The 18,716-nt window shown below is 72.1% G+C and carries 18 protein-coding genes; 9 read left to right on the top strand and 9 right to left on the bottom strand.

Annotation, left to right across the window (positions count from 1 at the left end; translation table 11 throughout):
• The first annotated feature begins 8 nt into the window (after positions 1-8).
• Genes LRF89_RS03395 through LRF89_RS03405 form a run of 3 tightly spaced genes read left to right on the top strand, consistent with a single transcriptional unit; the run spans position 9 to position 3,657 of the window.
• Entirely contained in the window at positions 9-1,379 is a 1,371-nt protein-coding gene (locus LRF89_RS03395) for a hypothetical protein (protein ID WP_238634981.1), read from the top strand.
• Positions 1,376-2,497 (top strand): secretin N-terminal domain-containing protein, encoded by a 1,122-nt coding sequence (locus LRF89_RS03400; RefSeq protein ID WP_238634982.1) that lies wholly within the window; start codon positions 1,376-1,378, stop codon positions 2,495-2,497. Before LRF89_RS03395 ends, LRF89_RS03400 begins: the two co-directional genes overlap by 4 nt.
• Positions 2,494-3,657 carry a deoxyguanosinetriphosphate triphosphohydrolase gene (locus tag LRF89_RS03405; protein WP_201173146.1) on the top strand — a complete coding sequence of 388 codons (1,164 nt, stop codon included), beginning with the start codon at positions 2,494-2,496 and terminating at the stop codon, positions 3,655-3,657. Before LRF89_RS03400 ends, LRF89_RS03405 begins: the two co-directional genes overlap by 4 nt.
• 12 nt (positions 3,658-3,669) lie before the next feature.
• Here the strand turns inward: LRF89_RS03405 and aroB are convergent, their stop codons facing one another.
• Complete coding sequence (aroB, locus tag LRF89_RS03410; protein WP_201173147.1) at positions 3,670-4,743, bottom strand: 3-dehydroquinate synthase; 1,074 nt, start codon at positions 4,741-4,743, stop codon at positions 3,670-3,672.
• A 44-nt stretch (positions 4,744-4,787) separates the two neighbouring features.
• Entirely contained in the window at positions 4,788-5,321 is a 534-nt protein-coding gene (gene aroK, locus LRF89_RS03415; RefSeq protein WP_201173149.1) for a shikimate kinase AroK, read from the bottom strand.
• A gap of 53 nt (positions 5,322-5,374) precedes the next feature.
• Here aroK and LRF89_RS03420 point away from each other — a divergent pair, with 53 nt between their 5' ends.
• Together LRF89_RS03420 and LRF89_RS03425 are read left to right on the top strand one after the other, a co-directional pair.
• Entirely contained in the window at positions 5,375-6,103 is a 729-nt protein-coding gene (locus tag LRF89_RS03420; RefSeq protein ID WP_201173150.1) for a 3-deoxy-D-manno-octulosonic acid kinase, read from the top strand.
• Positions 6,104-6,111: 8 nt separating this feature from the next.
• Positions 6,112-7,206, top strand: a complete 1,095-nt coding sequence (locus LRF89_RS03425; protein ID WP_238636607.1) for a glycosyltransferase family 9 protein — start codon at positions 6,112-6,114, stop codon at positions 7,204-7,206.
• Here the strand turns inward: LRF89_RS03425 and hldE are convergent.
• Positions 7,203-8,636: a bifunctional D-glycero-beta-D-manno-heptose-7-phosphate kinase/D-glycero-beta-D-manno-heptose 1-phosphate adenylyltransferase HldE gene (gene hldE, locus LRF89_RS03430; RefSeq protein ID WP_238636608.1), complete on the bottom strand. Its 1,434-nt coding sequence runs from the start codon at positions 8,634-8,636 to the stop codon at positions 7,203-7,205. The genes LRF89_RS03425 and hldE overlap by 4 nt on opposite strands.
• A 143-nt stretch (positions 8,637-8,779) precedes the next feature.
• On the opposite strand from hldE, the gene LRF89_RS03435 reads away from it, so the two are divergent.
• On the top strand, positions 8,780-9,214 hold the full coding sequence (locus LRF89_RS03435; protein WP_201173155.1) for a DUF2721 domain-containing protein: 435 nt from the start codon (positions 8,780-8,782) through the stop codon (positions 9,212-9,214).
• A gap of 19 nt (positions 9,215-9,233) precedes the next feature.
• Here the strand turns inward: LRF89_RS03435 and LRF89_RS03440 are convergent, their stop codons facing one another.
• The gene (locus LRF89_RS03440) at positions 9,234-10,046 is read right to left on the bottom strand and encodes a hypothetical protein (RefSeq protein WP_201173156.1); all 813 of its coding nucleotides are present in this window, start codon (positions 10,044-10,046) and stop codon (positions 9,234-9,236) included.
• A gap of 91 nt (positions 10,047-10,137) precedes the next feature.
• On the opposite strand from LRF89_RS03440, the gene LRF89_RS03445 reads away from it, so the two are divergent.
• Positions 10,138-10,395 (top strand): zinc-finger domain-containing protein, encoded by a 258-nt coding sequence (locus tag LRF89_RS03445; protein ID WP_207189725.1) that lies wholly within the window; start codon positions 10,138-10,140, stop codon positions 10,393-10,395.
• Positions 10,396-10,445: 50 nt separating this feature from the next.
• Positions 10,446-10,976, top strand: coding sequence for a transcription/translation regulatory transformer protein RfaH (gene rfaH / locus LRF89_RS03450; protein ID WP_238634986.1), 531 nt, complete (start codon positions 10,446-10,448; stop codon positions 10,974-10,976).
• A 16-nt stretch (positions 10,977-10,992) separates the two neighbouring features.
• Here the strand turns inward: rfaH and LRF89_RS03455 are convergent, their stop codons facing one another.
• Positions 10,993-11,802: an ElyC/SanA/YdcF family protein gene (locus LRF89_RS03455; protein ID WP_238634987.1), complete on the bottom strand. Its 810-nt coding sequence runs from the start codon at positions 11,800-11,802 to the stop codon at positions 10,993-10,995.
• 32 nt (positions 11,803-11,834) lie between these two features.
• Positions 11,835-14,129 carry a primosomal protein N' gene (locus LRF89_RS03460; protein WP_238634988.1) on the bottom strand — a complete coding sequence of 765 codons (2,295 nt, stop codon included), beginning with the start codon at positions 14,127-14,129 and terminating at the stop codon, positions 11,835-11,837.
• On the opposite strand from LRF89_RS03460, the gene LRF89_RS03465 reads away from it, so the two are divergent.
• On the top strand, positions 14,089-14,673 hold the full coding sequence (locus tag LRF89_RS03465) for a DNA-J related domain-containing protein (protein ID WP_201241803.1): 585 nt from the start codon (positions 14,089-14,091) through the stop codon (positions 14,671-14,673). The two genes, LRF89_RS03460 and LRF89_RS03465, sit on opposite strands and share 41 nt — an antisense overlap.
• A gap of 28 nt (positions 14,674-14,701) precedes the next feature.
• On the opposite strand, the gene LRF89_RS03470 is transcribed toward LRF89_RS03465, so the two are convergent.
• The 3 genes from LRF89_RS03470 to LRF89_RS03480 form a co-directional block, all read right to left on the bottom strand.
• Positions 14,702-16,141, bottom strand: a complete 1,440-nt coding sequence (locus tag LRF89_RS03470) for a sodium/glutamate symporter (protein ID WP_201173165.1) — start codon at positions 16,139-16,141, stop codon at positions 14,702-14,704.
• A 72-nt stretch (positions 16,142-16,213) separates the two neighbouring features.
• Positions 16,214-17,173 carry an alpha-L-glutamate ligase-like protein gene (locus tag LRF89_RS03475; RefSeq protein WP_201173168.1) on the bottom strand — a complete coding sequence of 320 codons (960 nt, stop codon included), beginning with the start codon at positions 17,171-17,173 and terminating at the stop codon, positions 16,214-16,216.
• Positions 17,170-18,687, bottom strand: a complete 1,518-nt coding sequence (locus LRF89_RS03480) for an inactive transglutaminase family protein (protein ID WP_238633261.1) — start codon at positions 18,685-18,687, stop codon at positions 17,170-17,172. Before LRF89_RS03480 ends, LRF89_RS03475 begins: the two co-directional genes overlap by 4 nt.
• Between the last annotated feature and the right edge of the window lie 29 nt (positions 18,688-18,716).

Here is an 18,716-nt window from a genome sequence, read left to right on the forward strand (position 1 = left end):
GAGACGGGATGCCCCTGCCCAGCACCGCGACGCTCGGCGTCGCCGTGGCCGGACGAACCGTGCACGTCTGCCTGCGGCGCCGTAGCCACTACGCCTACACCGCGGAACCCGTCCGTGGCACGGGCGCAGAGGGCCGACGGGAGGCGTTGCGCGCGGCCTGCCGCCGGCTCGACGCTGGCCGGCCGCGGGTCGCGATGGCCGTGCCCGAGAGCCGCGTGCAGCGCCATCGGCTCCGCCTGCCCGACGGGCTGCGCCGCTCCGAGCACCGCGCCGTGCTGCGCCTGCACGTCCGCCGCGCCCTGCCTGCACCGGCCTCCGCCTGGCGTTACTGCCTCGGCGACGAGCGCCGGCGGCCGCGCCTGCTCGCCGCTCGACACACCGACCTGAACGCCGCCCGCGCGCTGCTGTACGAGTCTGGCCTGCGGCCGGTGGCGCTGCTCACCAGCCGCGATGCCCTGGCCCGGGCAACCGGGACGCCACCGGCCCCGTTGCCAGACACCCCGGCAGCCCGACTGACCCGGGCCCTGGCCGAGGTGGCCCGCTGCCCGGGGCCGGACAACCTGCTCCACGCGCGGGACCCGAACGCCCGCGACAACGGGCACGCCCTGCGCACCGCCGCCGGCGCTGCGCTGGCCGCCGGCCTGGCGGGGGTGGCGGCCCACGCCCACTGGGGCAGTACGCTCGTCCCCGGAGCCGGCGACCACGCCGACACCGACGTGGAGCCGCCCGCCGCCGACCACGGGCGGGATCCGCAGCCGCCGGAGGAACGAGAGGGCCCTGCCGCGGATCCGGCCCCGCCCGATCCACCCCCCGACCCCGCAGACGCACGCCGGCGCGCGGCCCCCGGGTGGCTCGACACGCTGGCCGGCGCACTGCCCGAGCGCGCCCGCCTGACGGCTGTCGAGCTCGGCAACACGCTGCGCGTCGACGCCCTGGCCGCCGCCCCCGAGTGCGCCGAACGCTACCTGGCGGCGCTGCAGGAGGCGGGCTTCGAGGACATCGAGCTGGAGCAGATGCGCCGCACCGACAACGGCCGGCGCTCGCTCTCCCTGCGCGCCGAGCCGCGGCCTCCGGACCCGGCCCCCGACGCGGCGCCCGGGACACCCCTGCGCGAGCAACTCGGCGCACTGAGCCGGAGCCTGGAGGCACGGGATCTGATCCTCGAGGACCTGCGACGGGACCCAGCGGGCGGTGACGGTCGGGTCGTCGCGCAGCTGCGTATCTCCGGCGATTACGCGGCGCTCCGCGACTGGCTCGCCGACGAGGCCGCGGCCCCGCGGCAGCGCGGCCTCGATCACCTGCGTCTGCGCGCCGCCGAACCACCACGGCTCGAGGCCGAGGTGACCCTGGTCCTGCACCCGCCGAAGGACGAGCCATGAGACGCCGACTGCTCCCCGCGGTCACGGCCGTGCTGCTGGCTGCCCCCACCGGCACGCACGCCGGGCCGCCCGACCCGTTCCACGGCCCGCTCGACGGGGACGGCGACACCGGCGCCGAGGCCTCCCTGCGCACTCTGCCCCTGGTTCACGCCGACGCCGGAAAGCTGGCCGAGCTGTTGCGCGAGGAGACCGGTGTGCTCTCCCAGTCCGGCCATGCCAGCGTCGACGAGCGCACCAACACACTGATCCTGCACGATACCCCGGAGCACCTCGACGAGGCCGAGCGGCTCATCGACAAACTGGACCGGGCCAACCGCCAGGTGATGATCGAGGCGCGCATCGTCCTTGCCTCGGGCGAGTACGCGCGGGAACTCGGCAGCCGCCTGGGCCTTTCGAGCCAACGCGGCGACGGCCACTTCGCCTTCGACACCCTACCCGGCAGTGAGGGAGCCGCCCTGGGCGACGGGCTACTCGCCGACCTGCCGCCGGTGGGCGAAGGCGCGCGCCTGAGCGTCTCCGTAGGCGAGGTGGGCGAGCGCCTGCTGCAGCTTGAACTCTCGGCGATGGAGGCCGAGGGCCACGGGCGCGTGGTCTCGAGCCCGCGGGTCCTGACCACCGAAAGGCAGACGGCGCGCATCGAGCAGGGCGTCCAGATCCCCTACCAGGAGACGGCCGAATCCGGCGCCACCGCGGTCGCTTTCGAGGACGCCTCCCTGTCGCTGACCGCCACTCCGCAGGTGACCGACGGGGATGCGGTGAACCTCGCCCTGCGCGTGACCAAGGACGCCGTCGGGCAGATCTACGAGGGCGTGCCGAGCATCGACACCCAGGCCGTCGCCACCCGCCTGCGCGTGCAGGCCGGCGAGACCATCGTCCTCGGCGGCGTGCGTGAGCACGAGCAGCGCGAGCGGCGTCAAGCGGTGCCGTGGCTCGGCGACCTGCCACTGGTCGGCTGGCTGTTCCGCCAGCGCCGATCGGAGCAGAGCCACCACGAGCTGCTGGTCTTCGTGACGCCGCGCCTGGTCGAGGAGGGGGCGCCACCGGGGGCGGCCGTTGACGAAACCGGCCCCCGCCCCCACATTGACCGCCCCAGCCGAGCAATCGAGGACGACCGGTGAGCCTGCACGCCACCCCGCCACGCCCCTGCGCCGTCACCGAGAGCGCCAGCCGCGGTCGCCAGTATGCGGAACCCCACCCCGGGCACCGCAGCGAGTTCCAGCGCGATCGCGACCGCATCATCCACTGCGGCGCTTTCCGGCGCCTGGAGTACAAGACGCAGGTCTTCGTCAACCACGTCGGCGATCTCTACCGCACCCGGCTGACCCACACCCTGGAGGTAGGCCAGATCGCCCGCACCAGCGCCCAAGCCCTCGGCCTGAACATCGACCTGGTCGAGGCCATCGCCCTCGCCCACGACCTGGGTCACACCCCGTTCGGCCACGCCGGCCAGGACGCCCTGGCCGAGCGCATGGAGGGGCTCGGCGGCTTCGAGCACAACATCCAGTCCCTGCGCGTGGTCGACGACCTGGAGAAGCGCTATGCAAAGTTCGACGGGCTCAACCTGACCTTCGAGACCCGTGAGGGCCTGCTCAAGCGCTGCCCGGTGGAGCGCGCCCGACAGCTCGGCCCGGTGGCCGAGCGCTTCCTCGACGGCGGCCAGCCAACGCTGGAGGCGCAGCTGGTCAACGTCTGCGACGGCGTCGCCTACAACAGCCACGACGTGGACGACGGCTTGCGCTCGGGGCTGATCAGCGTCGCCGAGTGCCGCGAGACAACCCTGCTCGGCCCGCTGTTCGCTGAGGTCGAGGCGGCCTACCCCAATCTGGATGAGCGACGCACCATCTACGAGGTGGTCCGGCGCATGATCAACGTCCAGGTCGAGGATCTCATCCGCGAGTCCGCGGCACGCATCGAGGCCGCCGATCCCGCCGACGTCGAAGCGGTACGCCGGCACCCGGGGCCGCTGATCGGCTTCAGCGCGGACATGGCCCGGCGGCACCAGGACCTGAAGGACTTCCTGTTCCGCCGCCTCTACCGCCACTTCCGCGTGGCGCGCATGGTGCGCAAGAGCCAGGTGGTGGTGCAGGGGCTGTTCGACGTCTTCCTCGACGACCCGCAGCTGATGCCGGATCAGCCCCGCGATGCGGCCCACGCCGGCGAGGCCCGCCACGGCATGCCAGGGCGGGCACGGGCCGTGGCCGACTACATCGCCGGGATGACCGACCGGTTCGCCATCGAGGAGTACCGCCGGCTGTTCCGCCCCGAGGAGCTGACCTAGGCTGCGGCGGGCTCAGCCCGCCCGGACCGCCTCGGCCAGTGTGGCCGTCAGCGCCTCGGCGGCGAACTCGCTGGTCACCACGGCGTCGCCAACGCCGCGCAGGAGCACCAGGCGCAGCCGACCAGCGCGATTCTTCTTGTCCACGCTCATCAGCTCGCGGAAGCGCTCCTCGGAGATCGCCGGCGGCTGCGTGGGCAGTCCAAAGGCCTCGAGCAGGGCGGTGGTGCGCTCCAGCCCGTCGCGCGACAGCCAGCCCAGGCGCACCGACATGCGTGCCGCCATGACCATCCCCACCGCCACGGCCTCGCCGTGGAGCCAGGTGCTGTAGTCGGTCTCTGTCTCGATGGCGTGGCCGAAGGTGTGGCCCAGGTTGAGCAGGGCGCGCTCACCGGCCTCGCGCTCGTCGGCAGCAACCACCTCAGCCTTATTGCGGCAGGACTCGGCCACGGCGTGAGCCAGGGCCTCGGGATCGCGCCGGCGCAGGGCATCGACACTGCCCTCGAGCCAGTCGAAGAAGGCGGGATCGCGGATCAGGCCGTACTTGACCACCTCGGCCAGACCGGCGTTGTACTCGCGCTCCGGGAGCGTGGCGAGAACGCCGGTATCGGCGATCACCGCGCGGGGCTGGTGGAAGGCGCCAATCATGTTCTTGCCGCGCGGGTGGTTGACGCCGGTCTTGCCTCCCACCGAGGAGTCGACCTGAGCCAGCAGGGTGGTGGGCACCTGGATGTAGCCCACGCCGCGCTGATAGGTGGCGGCGCAGAAGCCGGCCAGATCGCCGATGACCCCGCCGCCCAGGGCGACCACCGTGGCCGAGCGGTCGAAGCGGCCCTCGATCAGGGCGTCGAAGACCTGCTCACAGGTCTGCAGGGTCTTGTAGCGCTCACCATCGCGCAGGGTGACCGACTGCACCTCGACCCCCGGCGCGGCCAGGCGCCCGGCGTACAGCGGGGCTACGGTCTCGTTGCTGACCAGCAGCGCCCGATCCGCCACCAGGTGCCCGGTGAGCAGCCCCTCCTCCAGGACCCCGTCACCGATGTAGATCGGGTAGCTGCGTTCCCCGAGTTCGACCCATTGTGTCCGCATGCCCGCTCCTGCTGCTGTCTGTCCTCGTCCGCCGGCACGGACGCTCAGGAGGCCTGCCCCTGCAACGCCTCGATGATCCGCCGCGCCACGCTCCGCGCCCTGCCACCGGTCGTCTCCACCACCACGTCGGCCACTTCCCGGTAGAGGGGGTCACGCTCGGCGAGCAGGGCCTGCAGCCGCGCCTCGGGGTCGTCGCTCTGGAGCAGCGGCCGGTTGGTGTCGTGGCGGGTGCGCTGCAGCTGCACCGAGACCGGGGTGTACAGGTAGACCACCACGCCGCGCGCGCCGAGCAGGTCGCGGTTGGCCGGCGTGGTAACCGCGCCGCCGCCGGTGGCCACGACCACTCCGTCCCGGCGGGTCAGTTCGTCGATCACCGTCGCCTCGCGCGCGCGGAAACCGGCCTCGCCCTCGAGGTCGAAGATCCACGGGATGCTCACCCCGGTGCGCGCCTCGATGGCGGCATCGCTGTCGATGAACTCTAGACCCAGCAGGGTGGCCAGCTCGCGCCCCACGGTGCTCTTGCCGGCACCCATGGGGCCAACGAGAAAGACCCGCGACGGTATTCTCCAGTGTGCCATGACGGCACTTTACCACCACCGGTGTGGGCCTCGGTATGGCAGAGTAGGCGGCCATGGACCCGCAACAGACGCGCCAAGGCCCCCAGTACATCCTCTACGATGCTGACCGCTTACCGGCGCCGGACGCCGCGCTCTTCGAACCGGAGGCCCTGGCGCGCGCCGGTCGGCTCAGCGGACGCCCCGGCGGCGGTCGCGGCAGCGCCTGTTTCCTGGAGGTCGGCGGGATCCCGGCCGTGCTGCGGCCCTATCGCCGGGGTGGGCTCCTCGGCCCGCTGCTCGGCGACTGCTATGCCCGGGGCCGGCTCCACGCATCGCGCCCCTGGCGCGAGTGGTGGCTGCTCGCCCGGCTCCACGACGAGGGCTTCCCCGTGCCCGCCCCGCTGGCCGCCCGTGTGCGCATGGCCGGACCGTGCTACCGCGCCGAGATCCTGCTCGAGCGGCTGCCGGCGGCCACCCTCACCGAGACGCTGCGCCACGGACCACTGCCGGCCGAGCGCTGGTGCGCCATCGGCGCCTGCATCGGCCGACTGCACCGGCGCGGCCTGGATCACGCCGACCTCAACGCCCACAACATCCTGCTCACCACCGACGGCACCACCCACGTCATCGATCTGGACCGGGCCCGACTGCGCCCCCGCGCCGGCCGCTGGGCCGAGCGCAACCTCGCCCGACTGCAGCGCAGCCTGGCCAAGATCGCGCGCAACGACGCCGCCGTGGCGCCGGTGCCGGAAAGCCATCTGGCCGCCCTGCGTCAGGGCTGGCACAACGCGCTCGAGGAGTAAGCTCAGCGATGCCCCAAGACCCATCCACACCCCCCCGCTCGATCTGTCTGCTGCGCCTGTCGGCCATCGGCGACTGCAGCCATGTGGCCCCGGTGGTGCACACGCTCCGCGAACACTGGCCGGAGACCGCCATCACCTGGGTCGTCGGCAAGACGGAGTACCGCCTGGTCGGCGACCTGCCGGGGGTGGAGTTCATCGTCGTTGACAAGGGTGACGGGCTCTTTGGCGCCGTGCGCAAGCTGCGCGGGGAGCTGGCGGACCGGCATTTCGACGTGCTGTTACACATGCAGGCGTCGTGGCGGGCCAACCTGCTCTCGACGGCGATCCGGGCCGACACCCGAATCGGTTTCGATCGGCCGCGCGCCCGTAATGGCCAGCGGTGGTTCACCCACCGCCCCATCCCGGGGCCGGCGCGGGTCCACGTCCTGGACGGCTTCTTCCAGTTCCTGCAGGCAGCCGGGCTGGATGCACGCACCCTGCGCTGGGATCTGCCGGTACCCGCCGAGGCCGAGGCGGAGGTGGCCGGCCGGCTGCCCGCCCGCCCCTTCCTGGCGATCAGCCCGTGCAGCTCGATCCGTGCGCGCAACTTCCGCAACTGGTCGGCCACCCAATATGCGGCCGTGGCCGAGTACGCCTACCAGGAGTACGGCCTGGCGCTGGCGCTGACCGGCGGCCCCACCGCGCTGGAGCGGGAGTACGCCGATGCCATCGCCGCCGCCACCAGCGCGCCGGTGGCCGACCTGGTCGGCCGGACATCGCTGAAGGGGCTGCTGGCCGTCCTGCAGCAGGCCACTGTGTTCGTCGGCCCGGACTCCGGCCCGCTCCACCTGGCCAACGCCAGCGGGGTGCCGGTGGTGGGGCTCTACGCGACCTCGAACCCGCAGCGTACCGGCCCCTACCTGAACCTCGAATACGTCGCCAACCGCTACCCGGAGGCGCTCAAGGCCGAACTCGGCCGGCCGGTGGAATCGGTCCGCTGGGGGCGCCGGGTGCGCAACCCCGAGGCCATGGACTGGATCAGCGTGGCCGACGTGGTCGAACGGCTGGATGCGGCCCTGGCCGACCACGGCGTACCACGCCGGGGCGGCGCGGCGGACGGCTAGCCGCGGCCGCGGATGCGAGCGATCAGCCCCGTGGTCGACGCGCCGGCGAGCAGGGGCAAGACCTCCACGGCACCGCCGGCGGCGACCACGGCGTCGTGGCCGGCGATCTGCTCAGGCCGGTAGTCCCCGCCCTTGACCAGCAGATCCGGCAGCACGGCCTCGATCAGCCGCGCCGGGGTGTCCTCGCTGAACGGCACCACCCAGTCCACCGCATCCAGGCCGGCGAGCACCGCCATGCGCTGCTCCAGCGGAGTGACCGGCCGCTCCGCCCCCTTGAGCCGCGCCACCGACGCGTCGTCGTTGACGGCCACCACCAGCCGCTCGCCCCGCCGGCGGGCCCGCTGCAGGTAGTCGACGTGGCCGGCGTGCAGCAGATCGAAGCAGCCGTTGGTCATCACAATGCGCTCTCCAGCCGCCCGGGCCTGCCGGACGGCGGCGAGCAGACCTGGCTCGTCGACCACACCGGCGCCCGCTGCTTGGCCGCCCGCGCCGCCCATCGCGGCCTCCAGCTCCGCCGGAGTGACCGTGGCCGTGCCCAGCTTGCCCACCACCACGCCGGCGGCCAGGTTGGCCAGGGCGGCGGCATCGGCGAGGTCCACCCCGGCACCCAGCGCGGCGGCCAGGGTCGCGATCACGGTATCGCCGGCGCCGGTGACATCGAAGACCTCCCGCGCCCGGGTCGGCAGGTGCACCGGAGCGCCCTCCCGCGGAGCCAGGGTCATCCCCGCCTCGCCCCGGGTGACCAGCAGCGCCTCGAGCTCCAGCTCTGCCGCCACCATCGCCGCGCGCCGGGCGATCTCGTCGCCGTCCGCGCAGGGCCCAACCACCGCCTCGAACTCCGCCAGGTTGGGCGTGAGCAGAGTGGCGCCGCGGTAACGACGGTAATCCGCCCCCTTGGGATCGACCAGCACCGGCCGCCCAGCGCGGCGGGCGGCGTCGATCAACCCGGCCGGATCGGGCAGGGCCCCCTTGGCGTAATCCGAGAGCACCACCACCGCGGTGTCGGTCAGCACCGGCTCAAGCAGCGCCAGCATGGCGGCGCGATCAAAGCCGGGGAAACCGCGCTCGAAGTCGAGACGGATCAGCTGCTGATGGCGGCTGATCACGCGCAACTTGGTGATGGTGTCGGCGCCGGGAATGCGGTGGAAGCGCTGGCCGACGCCGGCGGCCTCGAGCAACTGCGCCAACCGGTCGGCGGCCTCGTCGCTGCCGGTGGGGCCGATCACTTGCGCCGCGCCGCCGAGGGCGGCCACGTTGAGCGCCACGTTGGCCGCACCGCCCGGGCGCTCCTCGGCGTCATCGACCCGCACCACGGGCACCGGCGCTTCCGGCGAGATGCGCTGGGTGGCCCCGTGCCAGTAGCGGTCGAGCATCAGGTCGCCGGCGACGACGACCCGGACATCGCGGAGGCCGGGCAGCGGGAGGTTCATGGGCGAGCGGGCATCCTGTCGAAGAACGGGTCGGGGATTATAGCCGCGGCGCCGGAGCCGACAGAAGCCGGCGCGACGAGGTGGCAGCCGTGGCGCGTGTCCGTATCATGGGGTCTCAGTCACCCTGACCGGAGGGCCCGCGGATGTTCCAGGCACCCGAGCCAACCGCCGAACTGACCCTGTCCACGCCGGCACTGCTCTTCCCCGCCATCTCGCTGCTCCTGCTCGCCTACACCAACCGCTTCATGGGGCTGGCCTCGCTGATCCGTGACCTGGAATCCAAGTACCGCTCCACCCACGACGTTTGCCTGCGCACCCAGATCGAGAACCTGCGCAAGCGCGTGCTGCTCATCCGCAACATGCAGGTCGCCGGAGTGGCCAGCCTGTTCTTCTGCGTCCTGTGCATGCTGGTCCTGTTCGCCGGATCGATGCTGCTAGGCAAGGTGCTCTTCACCATCAGTCTGATCCTGATGCTCGCCTCGCTGGGGCTGTCCCTGCGCGAGCTGCAGATCTCGGTGGGGGCCCTGCACGTGCAGCTGCGGGACCTGGAGAACCGTCACGACGAGGAAGGGCGTTGACCGTCCGCCGAGTGCGGGATCAATCGCCGACCGAGTGGTAGGCCGGGATGGCCTCCTGCTGGATGAACAGCACGGCGCGGCGGTGGCGGCTGGCCGGTGCCTCAAGGTGGGCGTGGTACTCCGAGTACAAGCGGCCGGCCGGGTGGTGGTGGAGCTCGGCGCCGATCACGAAGGCCAGCGCCCGGCGCCAGGCCACGGCGTGATCCGCCTCGCCGGCTGCGTCGAGCACCGACAGGGCGTGCCCGACCGTGCGCAGCGTGGCACCGGGGGCGCGCTCGACCACGGCCTCGTGGATCAGGTTCACCACCAGGCTCTCGCGCGCGTCGCTGGCGGCGGGGCTGGCGTGGAGGAGCGTGCCCGCCCACCCCTGGGGGACCATCGCCGGACCCATGCCCCGGGCCAGGTCGCGCAGATAGGCTTCGTGGGCCTCGGGGAAGTCGGCCACAGCGCCGATCAGCCAGACGCCGAGCAGATCACCGAGCAGCTCGGGGCCCGTTCCCGCGCCAGCGATCCTGCGCGCGTGCAGGGCCGCGCACGCCGCCCCTAGGGCCGCGGTGGCGTTCTCGTGGTGGAGGAACGGCGTGCCGGCCCGGTCCAGGCCCCGCTCGATGAGCAGCACCGGGGCCTCGAAGCGGTCCTGCTCGAGCAGGCCAAGCAGGGTGGCCAGGGCCACCGGCGGCTCCTCGTGGACCAGGTCCACCACCGGCACCGCCTCGCGGGAGCGCGGCGCGCCGATGCGCACCGCCTCGCGGTAGCCGGTTTCGCCGGCCCACGCCCAGAGCTGGGTACGGAGCAGCTGGATGCGATTCGGGGGCGGTGTCTCTTGACTCACGAGGCAGACCCGGGTGGACTGTAGGCAATAGCCTACGTGGTGCCTGCCTCGGTTACAATCGGCATCACGATCAGCAGCCAAGCGGGAGAGCATGGTGCCGGATCCCCAGACCCACGATCGCACAGACCTGGTACAGCCGAACGCGGCGAACCGCTATGAGGTCACCGCCCGGGACCTGCCGGTCTGCTGCCCGCTGCCCGGCATGTACCTGTGGAACTCCCATCCGCGGGTCTACCTGCCCGTCCACGAGACCGGCAGCATGATCTGCCCCTATTGCGGTGCCACTTACGTCCTCAAGGATGACGACCGGCTCGCCGTCGAGATCGGCGGTCAGCGGGAGTGGAAATAACCCCTACGGCCCGGCGGCCGGTCGGCGCGGATCAGGGCGGAGTGCACACCATGCAGGCGGAAGATCTCGTCGAGGACTTCGGGCGTTCGGACGCCTGGTATCTCGTCTACAGCAAGCCTAGGCAGGAGGAGCGGGCCTGGTGGAACCTGGATCACCAGGGCTATCGCTGCTTCCTGCCCATGGCGCGGTTCCGGCGTCGCCGCCAGCGGCGGTATCAGACCGTCGTCGAGCCGATGTTCCCGCGCTACCTGTTCATCCGTCTGGCCGCAGGGGTCGAGGACTGGAGCCCGATCCGCTCGACCACCGGCGTGAACGGGCTGGTGCGCTTCGGCACCTGGCCGGCCCGCGTGCCGGACGGGCTGGTGGAAACCATCCGGCAGCGCATCGAGGACGGCCACTGCGACCTGGCCCCCGACCCCCTGCAGCCCGGCGAGCGGGTGCGCGTGCTCGACGGCCCATTCCAGTCCTACGAGGGGATCTTCCGTGCCTCGCGCAGCGAGGAGCGGGTCATGATCCTGCTCGACGTGGCCGGGCAGCACACCACGCTGACCGTCTCCCAGCACCAGGTCGAGCGCGCCTGAGCCGTCCGGAGCCGCGTCAGCGTTCCGCGGCGCGGATCTCCCCGCGGATCCGCCCCCAGGCGATCCCCAGGTACTCGTGGAAGGCGCGCTCGGTCATGTGCAGCGCGTGTACCGAGGGACGCAACCCGTGGCCCGGATGGGCCTCCGCGCCGGGCTCTCGTTCGCGCACACGGTGGCGCGTCGGGGCGGGGATCGGCTTGAGCCCCTGCCCCCGGAACAGGCCCATGGCCCGCGGCATGTGCGAGGCCTCGGTGACCAGGATGATCGACCCGGCCTCATCGCCGAGCCGCTCGGCCATCGCCCGGGCCTCTTCGGCGGTATTGCGGGGCTCGGCCAGGCGCTCGACAGCGCCGGCGTCGAGGCCAACCTCGCCCATCAGACGGTGGAGCACCGCCGAGTTGGGGGTATCGCCGCGCACCGCACCGCCGGTCAGCCAGAGGGTGCTCTGCGGAAAGTGGCGCTGGAGGCGCACTCCTTCGAGGACCCGGGTAACGCCGTCGGCGTTGGCCTGCGCGGTGACCGGCAGCTGCGGATCGAGCCGGTGGCCGTGGCCGAGGACGACGATGTCGGTCACCGGCGCCTCCTCGCCCTCGGCGATCCCGGCCGGATCAAGCAGCGCCGGGTAGCGCTGCTCCAGCGGGGCGAGCAAACGGCTGGCGGTCGGTTCCCAGCTGGCTAGATAGAGCGCCGCCACGGTGACGATCAGCACCCCCCGACCCCAGCGCCCGTAGCGGGTGAAGAGCAGGACCAGGCCGACGATGCCGGCCAGCACCAGGAGGCTCAGGGGCATCAGGACCGCCCCGGCGAGCTTGCTGATCACGAACACGAGTCACCCCTCCCTGTCCTCTACACCGGGACTCAGACCATCTCTACCGGGTCCACATCCAGCGACCAGCGGACCTGGCGGGCCCCTTCCAGGCTGCCGAGCCCGCCGCTCCAACTCACCAGAAAACGCTGCAGATCGACCCGCCGCTCGGCGCGGATCATCAACTGCGCCCGGTGCCGACCCTCGCGCCGCTCCATGGGCGCCGGCACCGGGCCGAGCAGCTCCACCCCGCCGTCCGCGCCGACCCGGCTTCGACCATACTGGGCCGCCGACTCAAGGAAAAGGTACGGCGCGTCGGCATTCACCGACTCGGCACGCAAAAGAGCCAGCGCGGCGTAAGGCGGCAGGCCGGCGGCGTGGCGCTCGGCCAGGTGGGCCTCGGCGAAGGCGGGATAGCCCCGCTCGAGCAGAACCCGCAGCAGCGGATGCTCCGGATGGCGGGTCTGCAGCAGCACCTCGCCGGGCTGATCGCCGCGCCCGGCGCGGCCGGCCACCTGCACCACAAGCTGCGCCAACCGCTCGGTGGCCCGGAAGTCTGCGCCGAACAGCCCCTGATCCACATCGATCACCGCCACCAGGGTCACCGCCGGCAGGTGGTGCCCCTTGGCCAGCATCTGCGTACCGATCAGCAACTGGGCGTCGCCCCGGTGAGCGGCCGCAAGATGGGCCTCGAGCTCGCCGCGGCGCCGGGTGGTGTCGCGGTCGATGCGCAGCTGCCCCACGCCGGGGAAGAGTTCCGTGAGCGCCTCCTCAAGGCGCTCGGTTCCGGGCCCCAGCGGGCGCAGATCCGCCGCACCGCAATCCGGGCAGGCCGCCGGCAGGCGCGCGCTGTATCCGCAGTGGTGGCAGCGCAGCTGGCCGCGGCTGCGGTGGTAGGTCAGCCGCGCATCACAGCGGTGGCATTCGGCCACCCAGCCGCAGGCGTGGCAGGTAAGCACCGGGGCGTAGCCGCGCCGGTTGAGGAACAGCAGCGCCTGCGAGCCAGCGTCCAGGTGCCGGCGCAACGCCTCCTGCAGCGGTGCGGAAATCCCTCCAACCAGACGGCGGCTGCGGATATCGACCAGCTGCACACTCGGGGCACGGGCCTCGCCCGCCCGATGCGGCAGGCGCAGGTGGGTGTAGCGACCGGCCCGCGCATTGTGCAGAGACTCCAACGAGGGCGTAGCCGAGCCGAGCACGACCGGCACATCCAGGGTGCGGGCCCGCAGAACCGCCAGGTCCCGCGCCGAGTAGCGGAACCCCTCCTGCTGTGCCAACGAGGGGTCGTGCTCCTCGTCGACGACGATCAGCCCCGGACGCGGGAGCGGCGTGAAGATGGCCGAGCGGGTGCCGAGGATCACCGCCGCGTCGCCGTCCCGGGCGGCCAGCCAGGCCTCGGCGCGGTCGGCGCCGGACAGCCCGGAGTGGAGCACCACCACCGAGCCGCGCAGGCGCTCGCGCAGGCGCTCAAGGAACTGCGGGGCGAGTCCGATCTCGGGGACCAGGATCAGCACCTGCCGCCCCGAGGCCAGCGCCCGGGCTGCGGCCTGCAGATAGACCTCGGTCTTACCGCTGCCGGTCACCCCCTCGAGCAGGAAGGCGGCGTACCCCTCGGTATCCAGGATCGCGGCCAGGGCGCGCTGCTGATCGGCGTCAAGCTCTGGCCCCGGGCGGGGCGCCGGCACCGTCTCGGCCCCGCGCTCGGCCGGGTGGTACTCGCGATGGAGCAGGCCGGCCCGCTCCATGAGGCGCCCGGCCCGCTGCCAGGCAGGCTGCTCCGCCACCAGCGTGGCACAGGGCGCGGCACCGCCGGCCTCCACCAGGCGGCGACGCAGCTCCGCCTGGCGCGGGGCCCGGCGCACCGGGGCATCATCCTCACGCAGCCGCTCGTCCAGGCGCCACCAGGCCACCGCCCGCCGTGCCGGGCGGCCCTGGCGCAGCGGGCCCGGCAGCCCGGTGGCCAGGGCTGTGCCCAGCGGGTAGCGGTAGTAGCGCGCCGCCCAGGTGAGCGTCTCCAGCAGTTCGGCGTCGAGCAGCGGCCGCTCATCCACCCAGGCGGTGGCGGCGCGCAGCCTCGCTGCCGGCACCTCGGAGCCCCGGCACACCTCCACGACGATGCCCACGGCGCGACTGCGGCCGAGCGGCACCTCGACCCGACAGCCGACGGGGTCATCCGGCCAGGCGCCGGACGGCGGGCGGTAATCCAGCGCCTCCTGCAGCGGGCGGGGCACCGCCACCCGCAGAACCGGCGGCAACCCCGCTGCACAGGGATGACCGGCGTCCGGGCGCGCGCTAGAGTCGTCAGCCATGGAGCCGGAGACCGCCATCGCCGAGCTGCAGGCCGCCATCGAGCCCATCCTCCACGCCCATCCCGAGGGCGTGACCGAGATGACCCTGATGGACCGGCTCGCCGCCGACGGGCATCCGCTGTTCACGCGCGAGGGGCGCAGCGAGCCGGCGGCGCTCTACCGCGCCCACTTCCTGCTCTTCCACGCCCTCTACCGATTGCGCCCGGCACTGGCCGAGGCCGGCCTGGGGTTGGAGATCCACTGCCTGTGCATCCGGCTGCACCGGCTGCCCGGGCGCGCTGCGGCCGAGCGCGCGCTGATCGGCGCCGACCCGTTGGCCGCCTTCTACCTCGACCCGGGCAACCTGGAGGGCATGGACAACGCCGCGGTGGAGCGGCTGATCGCCGACGGCCTGTGCCGGGCCCTGGGCGCGGGCGACCGGGCGGCGGACCTCGCCGAGCTGGGCCTCGCCCCGGGAGCCCCGCCGGCGGAGATCCGGCGCCGCTACCGGCGCCTGGCCATGCGTCACCATCCGGACCGGGGCGGCGATACCGCGACCCTGCAGCGGATCAACGACGCCTACCAGCGCCTGATGGCCCGCTGAGACGCACCGCGGCGCCCGGTCCATGGGATCAGCCCCGCGCCGCCGGCCGCAGCCGGCCGCGCCCGCCGTCCGGCACCATGCGCCCGAAGTACAGGAAGCCCAGGGCCAGCCACGCGGTGGTGATCACGGCCGCGAGGATCAGCACCGGGACCGGCCCGAACTGGTAGATCAGCGGCACCGATGCCGCGGTGAACAGCCCCCCGCCGACGATGGGCTCGAAGAGCAGCTGCTTGTAGCCGAAGCTCTCCAGGGCGCCGGAACGGTTGTTGGGGTCGGCCATGCGCATGAGCAGCACGCCGGTAACCGTCACGCCCATGGACTGACCGAAGTCACCCACACCACGCTCGAACCAGTCGAAGGGGATGACGCGTGGAGCGATCACCACCAGCACGAACAACGACCAGGCGATGCCCGTTGCGGCCAACAGCAGGAAGGGCACCAGATGCTCGCCGAGGGCGGTCAGCGACAGGGTGGCCAGGGCGGCGACAATGGTGAAGTCCAGCGCCGTGCCGGAGATCCGCGACATGGTCCGCTCCGACACATATTCGGCATAGCCGGAGCGGATGATGAACACCTGCAGCAGCACGCCGCCGAGCATGGCCATCGGGAACAACGGCACGTGCTGGAGGATCTCCACCCCGCCGTCACGCGCCCAGGTGACCGCCTCGAGCCACTGCAGCGCCGAGAGCATCCCCCAGCCCAGCACCACGGCCAGGGCGACCAGGCCCAGGTGGACGGTGAGCGGATCGGTGGTCTGGCTCTCCTGCTGGCGGTCGCGGCGCAGGAGGTGGAGTTCACGGTCGCTGAAGCGCTCCTGGGCGCTACCGGGCCCCTGGGCATTCTCCGGGTGATCGATGATCCCCCGACGCACCGCCAGGTTGATCAGGATGGTGCCGACCACGACGCCGCCGACCAGGCCTACGGTGGCCAGCCCTAGGGCCAGATCGGCCCCGGCGGGGAAGCCGAGATCCTCGAAGGTACCGGCCATGCCGGCGGCCGTGCCGTGGCCGCCCTCGAAGCCGATCTCGATCAGCGCCCCGGCCATCGGACTCAGGCCGAAGACCGGCGTCAGCACCAGCAAAGCCAGCAGGATGCCCACCACGTACTGCCCCCACGCCATGGTCTGCCCGACCACGACCTGGGGGCCGGCGCGCAGCCAGATCTCGCGCAGCCCCGGTAGCGGCTTGCCGAGAAAGAGGGCGGCGAAGACGACGCTGATCAACAATCCGGGGATGGCCGACCAGGTGTCGTAGACGTAGTCCGGGAACAGCCCCGCGCCGTCCTCGAAGGGGCTGCCGATGAACCGGCCCAGCACCTCCGGGCCGAGCAGCAGCGCCACGGCACCGGCGATGATCGACGCCGGCAGGAACAGCCGCCGCGCCCAAAGCGTGTAGGCGCGCAGGACCGAGCTGGCCAGTACCAGCAGGCAGAGCACCAGGATGGCGATCAGGATCTCGGCAACAGCCATGGTCACTCACCCCCAATGAACACGAGGCGCATCGTACTGGCGCTTCGGCCTTCGGGGCCAGAGGGCGTCGCCTCAGGTGCCGACGGCGAACTGCTCCATGGCCCAGCCGACGCGCGCCTCCGCGGTGGCGTGCCGGCTTTCCAGGGCCTCAATGGCCCCCAGGCGCGGCAGCAACCCGCAGCCGTTGGCGATCTGCACCGACAGGCCGGGGCGGGCGTTGAGTTCCAGCAGCTGCGGGCCCCGATCCCGGTCCAGAACCAGATCAGCCCCCAGGTAACCGAGGCCGCTCATCTCTTGGCACCGCGCGGCAAGCTCCAGCAGCGAGCGCCAATCGGGGATGTCGATGTCGTCGAGCGTCACCCCGGTGTCCGGGTGCTGGTAGACGCGCTGGTCGTACTGCACCGCGTGGGCACACCGGCCGGTAGCGATGTCCAGGCCAACGCCCACCGCCCCCTGGTGGAGGTTGGCCTTGCCCTGGGAGTCCTTGGTGGACAGGCGCAGCATGGCCATCACCGGATAGCCGAGGAAGACCAGGACGCGGATATCCGGGATACCCTCGTAGGAGAGGGCCTCGAACCGGGGATCGAGGCGGATGCGATCCTCGAACACCGCGGTATCCGGCATGCCAGCCAGCGAGTGCAGCCCGGCCAGCGTGTTGGAGACGTGGCGCTGCAGATCCTCGAGCGAGAGCTCGCGCTCGCCGCCGGTCAGGAAGCGGTCGCCGCGGCGCCCGGTCACCACCAGGATCCCCTTGCCGCCCGCCCCCTTGGCCGGCTTGATGACGAACTCGTCTACCCCCTGCAGGCGCCCGGCCAGATCGCGGACCTCGTGCTGGTGACGGATGGTGAAGCGCAGCGACGGGGTGCCGACCCCATGCTCCTCGGCCAGCAGCTTGGTGCGCAGCTTGTCGTCGACCAGCGGGTACAGCCGCCGGTCGTTGTATTGGCCGATGTAGTGGACATTGCGCCGGTTCATCCCGAGGATCCCCGCCTGCCGCAGGCGCCGGGCCGTGCGCCAGTGGCGGAGGATCATCCCGAGGCCTCCCGGAAGGCGCTGAAGCGCTTGAGCTCGACCAGCCGGTAGCCGGTGTACTGCCCCATGAGCATGATCAGCGCGACCACCACCAGATTCAGTTCGGGGAAGTTGAAGGTCAGGTGCTCGGCCAGCGGGCGGCTCATGAGCAGGTACGCGGCCAGCGCCACGACCAGACTGCCGGTGCCCTGGGTGAGGACCTCGCGGGCCCCCTCCTCCTCCCAGAGGATGGACATGCGCTCGATGGTCCAGGCGATGATGATGATCGGGAAAAAGGCCAGGGTCATGCCGGTGGCGAAGCCGAGCTGATAGCCGAGCAGGCTCATCAGGCCAATCATGAAGACCACGATCACGATCACGGTGGCGATCCGGGCCACCAACAGCAGGTTGAGCCGCGATAGGTAGCCGCGCAGCAGCAGGCCCAGGGCGACGATGCCCACGAAGCTGATCAGCCCGGCGACCAGCTCTGTCTGCAGGAAGGCCAGGGCGATGAGCACCGGCATGAACGTCCCCGAGGTGCGGATGCCGACGATGATGCGCAGGAAGACGGTCACCAGCGCGCCCAGCGGGAGCAGCAGGAGCAGCTTGAAGGCGGTCTGCTGCTCGATGGGCAGCTGATGCACGCTGAGCACGCTCATCACGCCACCCCCCTCCTCCATCCGCGCCAGCTGCTCGGCCGGCACGTTCTGGCGGTTCATGGAGAAGGCCACGCGCGCGTTCTGCCCGCCGAAGAGATCGATGAGCGAGGCCCCGCCCCGGTGCCAGAGCAGCACATCGTCGTCGATGCCCTGCTGCCCGGTCACCGGGTTGAAGGGTAGCCAGTGGTCGTCGACGAAGATCTCCACCATCTGCACCGGCGTCTGGTTGCGCCGCCCGTCCTCCAACTCCAGGGCCAGCGAGGTGCGCGCCGGGACGCCGGCGTGGTGGAGCAGCCGCTCGATGACCACGGCGCGATCGTAGTTGTCGAGGAGCAGGTCAGCGGCACCGTCCCGGCCGGTCCCGAAGGCGTAGATCAGCTGGCGCGCCAGACTCTGCGGACTGGCGGAGGTCTCCTGGGCACGCTCAAGGATCTGCTCGGCGGCGGTCTCCTCCGCACCGGACCAGGTCGGCGAGGCCGGTTCACCCGGTGCCTGGTCCACCGTCCGGTCGCGGTGGTCTGAGCCATCCGGGGTGGCGTGGACCTTGTAGTAGAGGGTCTGATCGCCCTCGGCCTCGGCGATGGTCCACTCGCCGCGGACCACGCCGTCCTGTTCGACGGTGGAGAAGCCGTAACCGGGGGAGGCGGTGTGCTCGAGCGAGAGTTCGAACCCCGGTGGACGGTCGGGGACGTTGAAACTGACCAGCACGGAGTCGCCCTGGGCCTCGAAGTCGATCCGCGCCTCGACCAGCCAGACCGGCTTCTGGGCACCGGGCAGGAACGGCACGCCGGTGTCGATGTAGCGCCACGCCGCGGTAGCGGTCCCGACAACGATCAGCAGCGCCACCAGCGCGAAGAAGAGCCTCCGGGCCGTCATGGTCGCTCCCCCGGCCCCCTCACGCAGTG

The sequence above is a fragment of the Halorhodospira sp. 9621 genome (genome assembly GCF_022228055.1).
GTDB lineage: Bacteria > Pseudomonadota > Gammaproteobacteria > Nitrococcales > Halorhodospiraceae > Halorhodospira > Halorhodospira halophila_A.

Excerpts from the sequence above, each read along its gene's own strand:
- LRF89_RS03480 (WP_238633261.1), bottom strand. The coding sequence starts at position 18,687 with ATGACGGCCCGGAGGCTCTTCTTCGCGCTGGTGGCGCTGCTGATCGTT.
- LRF89_RS03425 (WP_238636607.1), top strand. The coding sequence starts at position 6,112 with ATGCCCCAAGACCCATCCACACCCCCCCGCTCGATCTGTCTGCTGCGC.
- LRF89_RS03445 (WP_207189725.1), top strand. The coding sequence starts at position 10,138 with ATGGTGCCGGATCCCCAGACCCACGATCGCACAGACCTGGTACAGCCG.
- aroK (WP_201173149.1), bottom strand. The coding sequence starts at position 5,321 with ATGGCACACTGGAGAATACCGTCGCGGGTCTTTCTCGTTGGCCCCATG.
- LRF89_RS03400 (WP_238634982.1), top strand. The coding sequence starts at position 1,376 with ATGAGACGCCGACTGCTCCCCGCGGTCACGGCCGTGCTGCTGGCTGCC.
- LRF89_RS03475 (WP_201173168.1), bottom strand. The coding sequence starts at position 17,173 with ATGATCCTCCGCCACTGGCGCACGGCCCGGCGCCTGCGGCAGGCGGGG.
- LRF89_RS03395 (WP_238634981.1), top strand. The coding sequence starts at position 9 with ATGCCCCTGCCCAGCACCGCGACGCTCGGCGTCGCCGTGGCCGGACGA.
- hldE (WP_238636608.1), bottom strand. The coding sequence starts at position 8,636 with ATGAACCTCCCGCTGCCCGGCCTCCGCGATGTCCGGGTCGTCGTCGCC.
- LRF89_RS03420 (WP_201173150.1), top strand. The coding sequence starts at position 5,375 with ATGGACCCGCAACAGACGCGCCAAGGCCCCCAGTACATCCTCTACGAT.
- LRF89_RS03465 (WP_201241803.1), top strand. The coding sequence starts at position 14,089 with ATGGAGCCGGAGACCGCCATCGCCGAGCTGCAGGCCGCCATCGAGCCC.
- LRF89_RS03470 (WP_201173165.1), bottom strand. The coding sequence starts at position 16,141 with ATGGCTGTTGCCGAGATCCTGATCGCCATCCTGGTGCTCTGCCTGCTG.
- rfaH (WP_238634986.1), top strand. The coding sequence starts at position 10,446 with ATGCAGGCGGAAGATCTCGTCGAGGACTTCGGGCGTTCGGACGCCTGG.
- aroB (WP_201173147.1), bottom strand. The coding sequence starts at position 4,743 with ATGCGGACACAATGGGTCGAACTCGGGGAACGCAGCTACCCGATCTAC.
- LRF89_RS03460 (WP_238634988.1), bottom strand. The coding sequence starts at position 14,129 with ATGGCGGCCTGCAGCTCGGCGATGGCGGTCTCCGGCTCCATGGCTGAC.
- LRF89_RS03435 (WP_201173155.1), top strand. The coding sequence starts at position 8,780 with ATGTTCCAGGCACCCGAGCCAACCGCCGAACTGACCCTGTCCACGCCG.